Below are 13,151 nucleotides of genomic sequence, written 5' to 3'. Positions count from 1 at the left end.
ATCTTGAGTTTCGCATAAGCCATTCCATAGGCGGTACATAATCTTCCATTTTCGTCATGCTGGCATTGTGATGGAAGTAAACCTCGCCCGTTTCACCATTACGATGCTTGGCTATGATAACTACCCCCAAGCCATCGGCAGGATAAGTGCTTTTCTTATCCGTCGCTCTCCCGTAGAGGGCCGGGCGGTAGAGCAGCATGACCATGTCGGCGTCCTGCTCTATCGCACCGGATTCCCGAAGGTCACTCAACCCGGGACGATGGTCGGACCGGCCGTCACTTTCACGGTTCAGCTGGCTAAGCAGCAACACAGGAATATTCAGTTCTTTGGCAAGGAGCTTCGCCTTACGGCTGGCCTGCGCCACCTCTTGTTCGCGGTTGCGGTTCTTCTGGTCGGACTTCATGTTGCAAAGTTGCAGGTAGTCCAGAATCACCATGTCGCACTTGCCCTTGCTCTGCAAGAGCCGGGCGGAGGAGCGTACACGGTCCATGCTCGTCACCGGATGGTCATCTACATGAATGGGCAGCCGCGAAAGTACCCCCGAAGCTTCATGGACTTGTTGAAGTTCGCCGGGCGTCAGTTGCCCGTTTCTCAGATGGCGGGCATCCACATCCGGGGTGGAGGCAAGCAGCCAGCGGTCGCCCAAGCGCTCGCCCTGCATCTCAAGGCTATACACCACCACATGACGTCCCGCCATAGCGGCAGCCTGCGCCAGGTGCAGGGCAAACGCCGTTTTCCCTACCGAGGGACGGGCGGCAAGGATATTCAGGTCGCCCCGTTGCCAGCCGGCAGTCAGGGCATCGAGATCGGCAAATCCGGTAGGGATACCCGTGACGCCTTCCTTTCCGGCGGCGGCGCGCGCCTCCACCTCGGCGACCGTATCTTCCATCAGCCGGTCCATGGAGCGCAGGTGGTCACCCGCGCCGCATTCACTTTCCAGCCGCTCAAGCAGCCGGTGGGCTTCCACCATGATGTCGTCCAGATCCATCGACTCGTCGGCGCTGCAGGCCAGCAGCCGCTGGAAACCCAACCGCATTTCGCGGCGGGTATATAGCTGCCGCAGGATGAGCGCGTGATACTCCAGGTGCGCACTTGAAGCCACTCTTGAGCTGATGCTTGCCAACCGGCAAGGGCCACCCACAAAATCGAGCTTGCCACGAACGGCGAGTTCATTCTTCACCGTAATAATATCAATGGACTTGCCCTCGCGGTGCATGGACAGCAGGGCGGCAAATATTTCACCATGTCTCTCGTCATAAAACATTTCCGGACGCACCTTGTCGGCTATCAGCGGCATGGAGGCGCGCTCTATCAGGCAGGCGCCGAGGATCACTTCTTCGAGTTCTCCGTCATGGGAGTTGGGGGTATCAGTCATCATATTCATCTTTAAAGGATTTGTCCGCCAGATAGGAGGCGGCTTGTTTGCAATACTTGATATGGGCCAAATGGTCGTAATACTCGTCTATATTCTGCAGAGCCAGGCGCCTCTCTTCGGGAGAGAGCTTTTTCCACTCGCGGCGGGCACGGCCGATGTTGACCTTCGGCTTCTCGGTAATCTCGTGATACTTCTGCCAGAAGGCATCAAAGCCTTCGCCCGGAGCATCTTTCACACGCGGGGCCAAGGGGCGGCTGTTTCCGGTCAGCAACTCATAATCGGGAATGCGAATATGCGTAGCGTAAGGATTCAGCAGCTTTTCAATCAGCCCCAGGCCGAACATCCGGTTGAAAAAGTAACGGGTGCGGCTACGGTTCCAGCCGAAAATCTCGGCCCAGCGGACAAATGTCAGAGCGGACTCGCCCCGCGCACAATCGAACGTCCTTCCCTTGACACAGCATCGTACGGTGCTGTAGTTGACGTGTTTCAATACCAGCACGAACGCTTCGAAGAAATCTTCGGCACGACGCACCTTTTTCGCTTTCATTTGTTCCTCAAACAATGCTTTGGGGAAGAGGAGATAGCCTTTTTTCAGCATCTCCGGTGTAATGTAACTCATGTCTGATTTTTTAATTTGTTTGACTAATCACGACGCGAAGTTACCACACCCGGACGTCCCTATCAATTTATCGGTTTCCAAAGGTCAAAAGTTGCTTTATCGGGTCCGAAAGGTCGCCCGCAGGCCCCGTTTCGCCACAGCCGCACGCACAGCCACTCCCCTGCCCCGCCGCAAAGCCCTGCCCGTCGGGCTTACGGCCGATGCCGCAAAAGGGTATCGCCCCTCATGCAGCCACATAATAATATATATAAAATAACTAATGCATTAAAATGCATTCTATCTTTTGAGGACTTTTCGATTTTAATCATTACCTTTGTAAACAAGAGAATATCATCGGTTAAAACAAAAATTGGCATGAGCAGATTTATCAACCCCTACTCGGACTACGGTTTCAAACTGTTGTTTGGCAGGGAGGTATCAAAAGACCTGCTGATAGACTTTCTGAACGGTCTGTTAGTGGGCGAACGGGTAATCACCGACCTCACGTTCCTGAACAACGAGCAACTGCCCGAGTACCAGGAAGGGCGGGGAATAATCTATGACGTATATTGCACGACCGATACCGGAGAAAAGATTATCGTAGAAATGCAGAACCGCTCACAGATCAACTTCAAGGACCGGGCGCTGTTCTACTTGAGCAAAGCCATCGTAAGCCAGGGAGTGGCGGGATCCGGATGGATGTTCGACATCAAAGCCGTCTATGGCGTGTTCTTTATGAATTTTCTACTCGACGGTGAAGAACCCAAACTACGCACGGACGTTATTCTGTCAGACCGGGATACCGGCCGGCTCTTCTCGGACAAGCTGCGGCAGATATTCATCGCCCTGCCTGTGTTCGAAAAGGATGAGGAACAATGTGAAACGGATTTTGATCGCTGGATTTATGTATTGAAGAATATGGAAAAACTGGAACGAATGCCATTCAAGGCAAGAAAAGCAGTATTCGAAAAACTCGAAGAGATTGCAGATGTAGGCGCCCTCTCCAAACATGACCGGGAACTGTATGAAAACAGTCTGGACGTTTACAGGACACACCTGTGCGTTATGGAGGCAGCAAAACTGGAAGGACTTGAGAAAGGACGCAAGGAAGGACGTGAGGAAGGACTTGAGAAAGGACGTGAGGAAGGACGTGAGGAAGGACGCGAGGAAGGACGCGAGGAAGGACGTGAGGAAGGACGTGAGGAAGCAAAATTGGAATTTGCCGCCAAACTGAAATCCGACGGAATGTCCTTCGATGCCATCATGAAATATACGGGCCTGTCTCTTGACGAAATCAAAGCCTTATAGCACAAGGAAACATCCCTCTGTCGAGAGGGTGTCAAAACTCAGATTTTGAAACGATGAACTTATCATTTGAAATCCGAGCCTATTGAAAGGCTAAAGAAAGGGTCGTATCATTACTCAATACAGAGCTTGATACGACCCTTTTAAGTGTCATAGGTATAAGCCGTAACTTTGGGGAGTGGTCATTTTAGTTTTGACACTCCTCGACTTCCAAGCATCTTCATATCTTCTTGTAAACCTTAGGAACCGCAAGATAGGAATTTTCCCCTATCATGCCATCCACATAATCGGGCAGTCCCAGATGGCGGACAATGATACTGATCTGCATGGGACAGAGATGGGTCGTCTTTACCGTATAGCCCGCATCGGAAAGTTCCTGCGACAATCTTGAATTCTCCTTTATAACACGGCGGAAAGACTTCACGGCCGAACTGTTATGGGCGTAATGCGAATAATAGGCAACAGCCACTTCCGTAATCAAATGGCAGCCCACGAGCAGCCAGTCATAACTTTGATGTTTCATGATTTCTAATTAATTTAAAAATAATGCGGCAAAGTTACGGCAGGGTAAAAAAAGGGGAAAAACCGGCTGTTACAAGAAAGACTTTATAAAAAGAATCTTATCCAAGAAAATCCCTCTCCCGCTTGAAATAGCCCAATACCGTAGCGGGACTCAATAGCGGACGGTCTATTTTTCTGTTTTCAAAATCATAGCGGGAGCATAACGCGAGGCAGAACCACACGTAATTCAACCTGCGATGCAGGCGGTGCTGCAAATAGTCAAAGACTTCGGAGGCATGGATGAAGAAGTCGGACACATGCCGGCAGGAAACCACACGCTTCGGCCTCGCTCCGGCACACTCCATCTGCCGGAGGGTATATTCCAGCTGCTCAATGTCATTACAGGTGTTTGCCATGGTTTGCTCCAGCTTCTCCTTGCGGGCCTGCTGTTTGGCAAAGCAGTTCTTCTTCTCTTCCAACAGGGCACGGATATCAGCTATCACCATATTTATCCCCTTGTTCTTTTCGTTTATTACATTCATTTCCTTTTAGCTTTAGTTTTATAAATTACATGATGCGTTTACCCCAAACGCATCATGCGCCAGCGTCCAATGTATCATGCGTTTGGGGCAAACAGATGATGCGTTGAATTCATAATTATTTTTTAACTTTAAAAAATCGGAGGACAAAATTAGAAATAAATCGAGTCATTCCATACGATAACCTAAAATAATTTAATAAATAATTTTCGCTTATAAACATTTATTCCAAACCACTTTGTCATGAACTTTGTTCACACTTTATCGTTCCGATATTTGTAAGGTTTAATAACCACATATTAAAATCATCACGAGCATCAGTGTTGAAACATTTATTACACAAGCCAGCAAAGGGACGCGGCAGTGCGGACAATACAGCACAGCCAAGGACAATATCCCAAACCGATTTGGGAACCCTAAAAGAAATATCCGCATCCTGCCTTCATCACGACTGCGCAACCTGCTGGTTATCAGTATCAGATGCAAATGTAAACCTCCAGCCGGTGTACTTTGTTTCCATATAAATAAGGAGGATTAAGTATGGATGCAGCCATTGACTTGTTGAAGAAGCCACATTGCCTTGTCTTTATGTAGAATAGATGGTTAGTACAACTTGCCTGGGTTTTGAAACAAATCATTATATCTGCCACTGACAATCAAACTATTTAAAAGAAATGTCTGATCTTTACTGGAAAACTTAATAGATATACATACTTCTTTCCCTGTAGGAAGGGTACAATATATGGCCCTTCGCCCCTGTCCGTTTCAGGAGTTCTTAGGAGCGACGGGCGAAGAAGCATTACTGCCGGTTCCGGACAAACCGGAAATCACAGCAGCCTTTCTGCCTGGTGGGCAAGCTGGACAAAATACGCCGCATGAAATTATCCCCCGCCTAATGTGACAAACAGAAAAACATTGCGACAGATAGGGTAAATATCAACCTAATTATTTATCTTTGTTAGCTTATTTAAAGTTAGCATACCAAAAGCAATAAAACAATGAAAGATTTTCTGAAATTTACGCTCGCCACCATCACGGGGCTCATCGTAACGGGCGTTATTGTATTTTTCATCAGCATCCTGGTGTTTTTCAGCATGGTATCATCCTCGGAGTCGGAAACACAAATACGCAAGAACTCCATCATGATGCTCGACCTGAACGGCGCATTGGCCGAACGCAGCCAGGAAAACCCGTTCGAGTTCCTACTGGACGACGAATACAGCACGTATGGCCTGGACGACATTCTCTCCTCCATCAAGAAGGCGAAAGAAAATGAAGAAATCAAGGGAATCTATATTCAAGCCACCTCACTGGCCACCGGCTTTGCTTCACTGGAAGAAATACGCAGCGCCCTGAAAGACTTCAAAGAGTCCGGCAAGTTCATTGTAGCCTACGGCGACACCTATTCGCAGGGACTTTACTACCTGTCAAGCGTAGCGGACAAAGTGCTGCTGAACCCGCAAGGCATGATAGAGTGGAGAGGCCTTGCCGCGGCTCCCATGTTCTTCAAGGATTTATTGGCCAAGATCGGTGTAGAGATGCAGGTATTCAAAGTAGGTACTTACAAATCGGCCGTAGAACCGTTTGTCTCCACCGAGATGAGCCCCGCCAACCGCGAGCAGGTCAATGTATACCTGGCTTCTATCTGGGGACAGCTAACCAGTGACGTTGCCGAATCACGCAAAGTGTCCGTGGACTCCCTGAACGCCATTGCCGACCGCATGATAATGTTCCACCCGGCAGAAGAAAGCGTGAAATGCGGGCTTGCCGACACCTTGATATATAAGAATGACGTGCGCAACTACCTGAAAGCGATGGCAGGCATCGATGAAGACGACCGCATGCCCGTTCTTGGACTGAAAGACATGGTCAATGTCAAGAAGAATGCCCCCAAGGACAAGAGCGGGAATGTGATCGCCGTATATTATGCCTACGGAGAAATTGACGGCGGCACCTCCTCTTCCACCGGCGAGGAGGGCATCAATTCCGTAAAAGTCATCAAGGACCTGCGCAAGCTGAAAGAGGACGAAAACGTGAAAGCGGTTGTGCTGCGTGTAAACTCACCGGGAGGAAGCGCATACGGTTCCGAACAGATATGGTATGCCGTAAGCGAATTGAAGAAAGAGAAACCGGTCATCGTCTCTATGGGCGATTACGCCGCATCGGGCGGTTACTACATCTCCTGCAATGCAGACACCATCGTAGCCGAACCTACCACACTGACCGGTTCCATCGGCATCTTCGGCATGTTCCCCAACGCAAAAGGTCTGACCGATAAAATCGGCTTGAACTTCGACGTAGTGAAAACCAACCAATACGCTGACTTTGGCATGCTGACCCGTCCGATGAACGACGGTGAAAAAGGACTGATGCAGATGTATGTAAATCAAGGATACGACCTCTTCCTGACACGCTGCTCCGACGGACGCGGCATCGGCAAAGAAGAACTGGACAAGATTGCCCAAGGCCGCGTCTGGACCGGAAGTACAGCCAAAGAGCTGGGACTGGTAGATGAGCTGGGCGGCCTGGACAAAGCCGTGGAAATAGCCATTGCCAAATCGGGTGTAGATGCCTATACGGTAATGAGTTATCCAAAGAAGGAAAGTTTCCTTGAAAGCTTGATGAATACAAATCCCGGCAAGTACGTCAAGGCACGCATGCTGAACGGCAAAGTCGGCGAGATGTACAGGCAGTTCAGCATCCTTGAGAATTTTGACAAGTGCGACCGCATCCAGGCGCGCGTACCTTTTGAACTTAATATCCAATAACCGGCCTATCTCCGGAGACAGGTCTCCCCGCAGAGTGCCGGCATTTACAGAATGGAGGAAAACTTTATCAAGATATATCACTGGCTGTATCCCCTGTCCTGGCTTTACGGGATGGGGGTAAGCGTGCGAAACAAACTCTTTGACTGGGGCTGGCTCCGGTCAAAGAGTTTTGACGTTCCCGTGATATGCGTGGGAAACCTCGCCGTAGGCGGAACAGGCAAGACCCCGCATACGGAATATCTGATAAAGCTAATGCTCCGGGAAAAGCTGCATGTAGCCACCCTGAGCCGGGGATACAAGCGGAAAAGCAAAGGTTATGTGCTGGCAACCGCCGAAAGCGGCGTGCGGAAAATCGGTGACGAACCGTACCAGATGAAAAACAAATTCCCGGATATACGGGTAGCGGTGGACGAGAACCGCTGTCATGGCATCGAGCGGTTATTGCAGCTGAAAGATCCTGCCGTGGATGTAGTGCTGCTGGACGACGCCTTCCAGCACCGGCACGTGAAAGCCGGAATGAACATCCTGTTGACCGACTTCCACCGCCTGCTGTGCGATGACGCCCTACTGCCCGCCGGAAGGCTCCGCGAACCTGCCGGAGGGAAGAGCCGGGCGCAAATCGTCATCGTAACCAAATGTCCCGACGACATCAAGCCGATAGATTTCAACATCATCACCAAGCGGCTGCATCTATATCCGTACCAGCAACTGTATTTTTCCCGTTTCCGCTACGGAAGGTTACAGCCGTTGTTCCCCGACAGGACAGACAGCCGCCGGGCGCTCTCCTCACTGACCGGAAAAGAACAGGTGCTGCTGGTGACGGGCATCGCCTCTCCCGCCCCGCTGGTGAAGGAGGTGGAGTCCCATACCCCGCACGTCAGCCTGCTGGCATTCGACGACCACCACGACTTTACCGCCAAAGACTTGCAGCAGGTAAAGGAACAGTTCATGCGCCTGGAAGGGCGGAACCGCCTGGTCATCACCACGGAGAAAGACGCCGCAAGGCTGAAAGCTCATCCGGCACTGGACGAGGCACTGAAACCGTACATCTACGTGCTACCGATAGAAATAGAATTCTTACAAAATCAACAACATATATTTAACCAAAACATTATTGGCTATGTTAGAGCGAATTCAAGAAACCGCAGCTTATCTGAGAGGTAAGATGCACACGCAGCCTGAGACAGCAATTATCCTCGGTACCGGACTGGGCAGCCTTGCCGGTGAAATCACCGATAAGTATGAAATAAAGTATGAGGAGATCCCCAACTTCCCCGTATCTACCGTAGAGGGACATAGCGGCAAGCTGATTTTCGGCAAGCTGGGCAACAAGGACATCATGGCGATGCAGGGACGTTTCCACTTCTACGAAGGCTATTCCATGAAGGAAGTGACTTTCCCGGTACGTGTGATGCGTGAACTGGGCATCAAGACGCTGTTCGTATCCAATGCCAGCGGCGGCACGAATCCGGACTTCGAAATCGGCGACCTGATGATTATCACCGACCACATCAACTACTTCCCCGAACATCCGCTTCGCGGCAAGAACATCCCTTACGGCCCGCGTTTCCCGGACATGAGCGAGGCGTACGACAAGGAACTTATCCGCAAGGCTGACGAGATTGCCGCAGAAAAAGGCATCAAAGTACAGCACGGCGTATATATAGGTACGCAAGGCCCCACTTTCGAAACTCCCGCCGAATACAAGATGTTCCACATCCTGGGAGCGGACGCGGTAGGCATGTCCACCGTTCCCGAAGTAATCGTCGCGAACCATTGCGGCATCAAGGTGTTCGGTGTATCTGTCATCACCGACCTCGGCGTGGAAGGCAAAATCGTGGAAGTTTCCCACGAAGAAGTACAGAAGGCTGCGGACGCCGCACAACCGAAGATGACGGAGATTATGAGAGAATTGATTAATAGAGCGTAAAGAATGAGAACTGAAATAGCAACTCTCGGTGAGTTCGGGCTGATCCGCCACCTCACCGAGGGCATCGAGTTAAAGAACCAATCGAGTCAATACGGTGTAGGCGATGACGCGGCCGTCCTCTCCTACCCTGCCGGGAAAGAGGTGCTCGTCACCACCGATTTATTGCTGGAAGGAGTGCATTTCGACCTGACATACGTGCCGCTCAAGCATCTGGGCTATAAATCGGCGGTAGTCAACTTTTCCGATATCTATGCCATGAACGGCACGCCCCGGCAAATCACCGTTTCACTGGGATTATCCAAACGTTTCAGCGTGGAGGACCTGGAGGAGCTGTATGCCGGTATCCGTCTGGCCTGCGAAGAGTACGGGGTGGATATTGTCGGCGGTGACACCACCTCTTCCTACACGGGACTCACCATCAGCATCACTTGCATCGGTGAAGGCGAGAAAGGCAAGGTTGTTTACCGCAACGGCGCCAAGGAGACCGACCTCATCTGCGTTTCCGGTGATTTAGGCGCCGCCTACATGGGACTGCAATTGCTGGAACGCGAGAAGGCCGTCCTCAAAGGTGGCGACAAGGACTTGCAGCCCGACTTCTCCGGAAAAGAATATCTTCTGGAACGCCAGCTGAAACCGGAAGCACGCCGTGACATCATCGGGAAACTGGCAGAAGCGGGCATACAGCCCACTGCCATGATGGATATCTCGGACGGTCTTTCCTCTGAACTGCTGCATATCTGCACCCAGAGCAAAGTTGGATGCCGCGTGTATGAGGAGCACATCCCCATCGACTATCAGACGGCAGTGATGGCAGAGGAGTTCAACATGAACCTGACCACCTGCGCCTTGAATGGCGGCGAGGACTACGAACTTTTGTTCACCGTCCCCATTGCCGACCATGAAAAGGTTTCCGAGATGGAAGGCGTCAAATTGATAGGCCATATCACAAAGCCGGAATTGGGCTGTGCCCTGATTACCCGCGACGGACAGGAGTTTGAACTGAAAGCGCAGGGATGGAACCCGTTGCAGGAAGAAGCCGCTACCGGAGAGGAATCCGAGGAAGCCGGACAGGATTCTTGAACAGGCCGCCAAGCCACCCAAACGGATAAGTCTGAAAAGGATACCGAAAAAAGCGGGTAAAGTTCCAGCTTCCGTCCGGGTTTTACCTCTGCAGAAACTGAAAAGACAAAGGCAAATAAACTTTTTCAGTATTTTTTCTAATAATAGAAACGCTGATACTTAGCCACATAGGCATTTATCAGCGTTTTTTATTTCAAAAGCTATTGCACAGTCCAAAACTTTCACTACCTTTGCAACCGCAAAAGAGATAGAAATGGTGTCATAGCTCAGTTGGTAGAGCAAAGGACTGAAAATCCTTGTGTCCCCGGTTCGATTCCTGGTGACACCACAGCAAAGAAAAGCAAGACCACGTAAAATCCCGGTTTTCAATGAAAACCGGGATTTTTTATTTTCTCCTAAAACGCAAAAGAAGTGCGGTTCACCTTCATATCCGCCATTATTGGTCATGCCATATTCAAGATGAGATTTTCTTCCCTATATAGAACACATAGCCGTAAAAGTCCTTATACTTATCATATAAGTACATTTCGTGCCGTTGATTGGCAATAAAGTCCTCTGCCGTCTTATTCCCGGCATACTTCTTCAAGAATAGCTCCTGCGCCTCCACTTGCGGTTGGTAGAAATGTTCCGTCCAGCAGTTCTCCGGTAAAACGAAGGTGGAGACCGGAAGGTAACCCGCCTTTTGCATTTGCGCCACTTTATTCGGAATGGTATCAATCTCGGGATACGCATCCATCCAGAAGTCATTGATTTCGGCGGGACGTTCATCAGTGAACCATGACACCTCCGTAACCGCAATATAACCGCCCTTCTTCAGAAACTTCCTCCATTCATTCAGCCCATGTTCAAAACCGATGTTGTAGATTGCTCCTTCAGACCAGATCAGATCCAGTTCCCCTTCCTGAAACGGAGGCTGCTCCATGGAACCGACCACGCCCCTCACTCTACCTTGCAGATTGCGTTGTTCAGCATTCCGGTTAAAAAGACGGATGAACTCGGGAAACAAATCAAGTCCCGTGATTTGCCCCGGAACATTCTCCGCCAGCACCATTGTCTGCCCACCGGTACCACAGCCCAGATCGGCAATACGCGCTGTATCCGTAAGACCGCCTATAAAACCCAGTGCCTTCATCGTCACTTCGGGACTGCCCGGACCTTGACGTTCCACACTCGAAAAGTATTCACAGATCAAATCAAAGTCGAACTCATGAATAGATGTATTTTCGTTATCCATATTGTTTTAAGTTTAGTGAATTGACATTCCGTGCTCCTCTAAACAGATTAGAGTCCACGATACAAGACGTACGACAAATCTTCTGCAAAAATAGAGATTATTCCTTGCAAACAAAGATTTATGGGCAGATAACAAAGCGGTGATGATAAAATGAGTTTTTTTCCCAATTCTTTCCAGATTTCCTTCCCATCTTTGCAATACAGAAAACAAATAAAGTATTAATCGTTAAAAATAGAGAAGCATGAAAAAGTTAGTTATGATGTTGGTTTGTATGTTTGCGGTGCACACAATGGTAATGGCGGATAATGACAAGCCGATAGAAGTGAGCCAGTTGCCGGCAAAGGCACAGGCATTTATCAAGACTTATTTTAAGGATCATAAAGTGGCGATGGCCAAATTGGAGTCGGGAATGTTTTATAAAAGCTATGATGTGGTGTTCACGAATGGGGAGAAGGTAGAATTTGATAAATCGGGAGAATGGAAGGAAGTGCGATGCAGGCAAAGTGAAGTTCCTGCACAGATTGTACCGGAGGCTATACGCAACTATGTAAAGACCAACTATCCGGACGCAAGAATCCTTCAGATTGAGTATGATGACAAGGAGTATGAGATAAAGCTGTCCAATCGTTGGGAGATTACATTCGACTCAAAAATGAGGGTGATTGACATTGACGATTGACCACAAGAAAAATCGAAAGCATGCAGGTTACAAAGTATTGAACAGCGTTTTCAGTCCGTCATAAAATCCCGGAAGAGCAACCGTCCCGTGCGTCTCTTCCGGGAACTTTTTTTGATATCACCCGCCAATGCCGCTTCTCCATGCGGGGAACCGCACTCCCTATGCAATCATCTGTCAAAGGAAAATGAATCAGTTTCCTGTCGCTCTCAGCGGAAAACCGAGCCAAGTGACAGCTCCCAATATGAACAGGATATGCAGGCTTCTCATTTCAGTCTTTTTCAGCCCGCAAAGTTCGCAGAAAATAAATAGATTACCTATCCCTATTTTGAGGCATTCTTTCATTCGTGACAAACTCCTGCGCATGTGGTTGATGACGCAAAGAGAATACCCGCCATGCCCTGCTTACTTCATCTTCGCTTTACGCGCCAAGTCGAACAAGGCGGGATTGATGTGGCAATATCCACCGGGATTTTTGTCCAGATAGTCTTGATGATAATCTTCGGCGGAATAGAAATTCTTCAAAGGCTCTATCTCTACAACCAACGGACGGGAGTAGTTGGCGGCCAGGCGGCCAACGGTTTCACGGATAACGGGCAGGTCGGCGGCATCCGTATAATAGATGCCCGTGCGATACTGTGTACCCCTGTCGCCGCCCTGCTTATTGAGGCTGGTAGGGTCAATCGTCTTGAAATAAAGGTCGATAAGGAAAGGCAAGTCCACCTTACCGAGATTGTACTGTACTTTTACGGTTTCGGCAAAGTCCGTGGTGCCGGTACATACTTGCTGATAGGTAGGATTGGCTATATTTCCATTGGCATATCCCACCTGGGTAGCTTCCACCCCTTCTATTTGTTTCAGGAAATGTTCGGTTCCCCAAAAACATCCTCCTGCCAGATAAATTTCTTTCATTGGTTTCATGTCTGTTCTCTTTTCAGACCGCCCTCCCGGCCTACCGGCACAGGACAGGCAAGTCATTAACATTGCAAAAATAAACATTATTTGTTTCATACCTCTAACTATATGAAGATTATAACAAGAAAAAGGGCATTATGGTTGCCCCCCCCGTGAGTGAGAACCAGCCTCAACAATGGCTTATAAGCGAAATCAAGGGAAACAACTGCCCGAAACTGTGCAATAATTCC

13 protein-coding genes, 1 tRNA gene and 1 pseudogene are annotated in these 13,151 nt (G+C 49.5%); 8 read left to right on the top strand and 7 right to left on the bottom strand.

Going from position 1 to position 13,151, the window contains the following annotated elements:
- Together dnaB and HMPREF9446_RS05785 are read right to left on the bottom strand one after the other, a co-directional pair.
- Positions 1-1,378: replicative DNA helicase (gene dnaB, locus HMPREF9446_RS05790; protein ID WP_087943540.1), on the bottom strand; the 1,378-nt coding region annotated here is incomplete at its 3' end.
- The gene (locus HMPREF9446_RS05785; protein WP_009124522.1) at positions 1,368-1,994 is read right to left on the bottom strand and encodes a hypothetical protein; all 627 of its coding nucleotides are present in this window, start codon (positions 1,992-1,994) and stop codon (positions 1,368-1,370) included. The genes HMPREF9446_RS05785 and dnaB, both read right to left, overlap by 11 nt.
- A gap of 354 nt (positions 1,995-2,348) precedes the next feature.
- On the opposite strand from HMPREF9446_RS05785, the gene HMPREF9446_RS05780 reads away from it, so the two are divergent.
- Entirely contained in the window at positions 2,349-3,281 is a 933-nt protein-coding gene (locus tag HMPREF9446_RS05780; RefSeq protein WP_039968639.1) for an Rpn family recombination-promoting nuclease/putative transposase, read from the top strand.
- 217 nt (positions 3,282-3,498) lie between these two features.
- Here HMPREF9446_RS05780 and HMPREF9446_RS05775 read toward each other — a convergent pair whose 3' ends face one another.
- Both HMPREF9446_RS05775 and HMPREF9446_RS05770 read right to left on the bottom strand, forming a co-directional pair.
- Positions 3,499-3,801, bottom strand: a complete 303-nt coding sequence (locus HMPREF9446_RS05775; protein ID WP_009124520.1) for a DUF4248 domain-containing protein — start codon at positions 3,799-3,801, stop codon at positions 3,499-3,501.
- Positions 3,802-3,898: 97 nt separating this feature from the next.
- Positions 3,899-4,321, bottom strand: a complete 423-nt coding sequence (locus tag HMPREF9446_RS05770) for a hypothetical protein (RefSeq protein ID WP_009124519.1) — start codon at positions 4,319-4,321, stop codon at positions 3,899-3,901.
- 679 nt (positions 4,322-5,000) lie between these two features.
- Between HMPREF9446_RS05770 and HMPREF9446_RS19355 the strand changes: the two are divergent.
- The 6 genes and pseudogenes from HMPREF9446_RS19355 to HMPREF9446_RS05745 all read left to right on the top strand — a co-directional run.
- Positions 5,001-5,159 (top strand): annotated as a pseudogene (locus HMPREF9446_RS19355) (ATP-binding protein); the annotation flags it as partial.
- Between the two features lie 157 nt (positions 5,160-5,316).
- Positions 5,317-7,086 carry a signal peptide peptidase SppA gene (gene sppA / locus HMPREF9446_RS05765; RefSeq protein ID WP_009124514.1) on the top strand — a complete coding sequence of 590 codons (1,770 nt, stop codon included), beginning with the start codon at positions 5,317-5,319 and terminating at the stop codon, positions 7,084-7,086.
- Positions 7,087-7,137: 51 nt separating this feature from the next.
- Positions 7,138-8,250, top strand: coding sequence for a tetraacyldisaccharide 4'-kinase (gene lpxK, locus HMPREF9446_RS05760; protein WP_009124513.1), 1,113 nt, complete (start codon positions 7,138-7,140; stop codon positions 8,248-8,250).
- Positions 8,207-9,016 carry a purine-nucleoside phosphorylase gene (locus HMPREF9446_RS05755; protein WP_009124512.1) on the top strand — a complete coding sequence of 270 codons (810 nt, stop codon included), beginning with the start codon at positions 8,207-8,209 and terminating at the stop codon, positions 9,014-9,016. The genes lpxK and HMPREF9446_RS05755 overlap by 44 nt, the downstream gene beginning before the upstream one ends.
- Before the next feature lie 3 nt (positions 9,017-9,019).
- Positions 9,020-10,096 carry a thiamine-phosphate kinase gene (thiL, locus tag HMPREF9446_RS05750; protein ID WP_009124511.1) on the top strand — a complete coding sequence of 359 codons (1,077 nt, stop codon included), beginning with the start codon at positions 9,020-9,022 and terminating at the stop codon, positions 10,094-10,096.
- Positions 10,097-10,351: 255 nt separating this feature from the next.
- Positions 10,352-10,424: transfer RNA gene (locus tag HMPREF9446_RS05745), tRNA-Phe, on the top strand.
- Between the two features lie 126 nt (positions 10,425-10,550).
- Here the strand turns inward: HMPREF9446_RS05745 and HMPREF9446_RS05740 are convergent.
- Positions 10,551-11,330 (bottom strand): class I SAM-dependent methyltransferase, encoded by a 780-nt coding sequence (locus HMPREF9446_RS05740; protein WP_009124510.1) that lies wholly within the window; start codon positions 11,328-11,330, stop codon positions 10,551-10,553.
- A 241-nt stretch (positions 11,331-11,571) separates the two neighbouring features.
- On the opposite strand from HMPREF9446_RS05740, the gene HMPREF9446_RS05735 reads away from it, so the two are divergent.
- Positions 11,572-12,009 carry a PepSY-like domain-containing protein gene (locus HMPREF9446_RS05735; RefSeq protein WP_009124509.1) on the top strand — a complete coding sequence of 146 codons (438 nt, stop codon included), beginning with the start codon at positions 11,572-11,574 and terminating at the stop codon, positions 12,007-12,009.
- 189 nt (positions 12,010-12,198) lie between these two features.
- Here the strand turns inward: HMPREF9446_RS05735 and HMPREF9446_RS18890 are convergent, their stop codons facing one another.
- Complete coding sequence (locus HMPREF9446_RS18890) at positions 12,199-12,351, bottom strand: hypothetical protein (protein ID WP_009124508.1); 153 nt, start codon at positions 12,349-12,351, stop codon at positions 12,199-12,201.
- A 60-nt stretch (positions 12,352-12,411) separates the two neighbouring features.
- Positions 12,412-12,927, bottom strand: coding sequence for a peptide-methionine (S)-S-oxide reductase MsrA (msrA, locus tag HMPREF9446_RS05730; protein ID WP_245532247.1), 516 nt, complete (start codon positions 12,925-12,927; stop codon positions 12,412-12,414).
- Positions 12,928-13,151 lie beyond the last annotated feature (224 nt).

It is taken from the genome of Bacteroides fluxus YIT 12057 (assembly GCF_000195635.1).
GTDB lineage: Bacteria > Bacteroidota > Bacteroidia > Bacteroidales > Bacteroidaceae > Bacteroides > Bacteroides fluxus.
The sequence above is the reverse complement of the archived record's forward strand: the minus strand, read 5'-3'. Positions and strand labels throughout refer to the sequence as shown.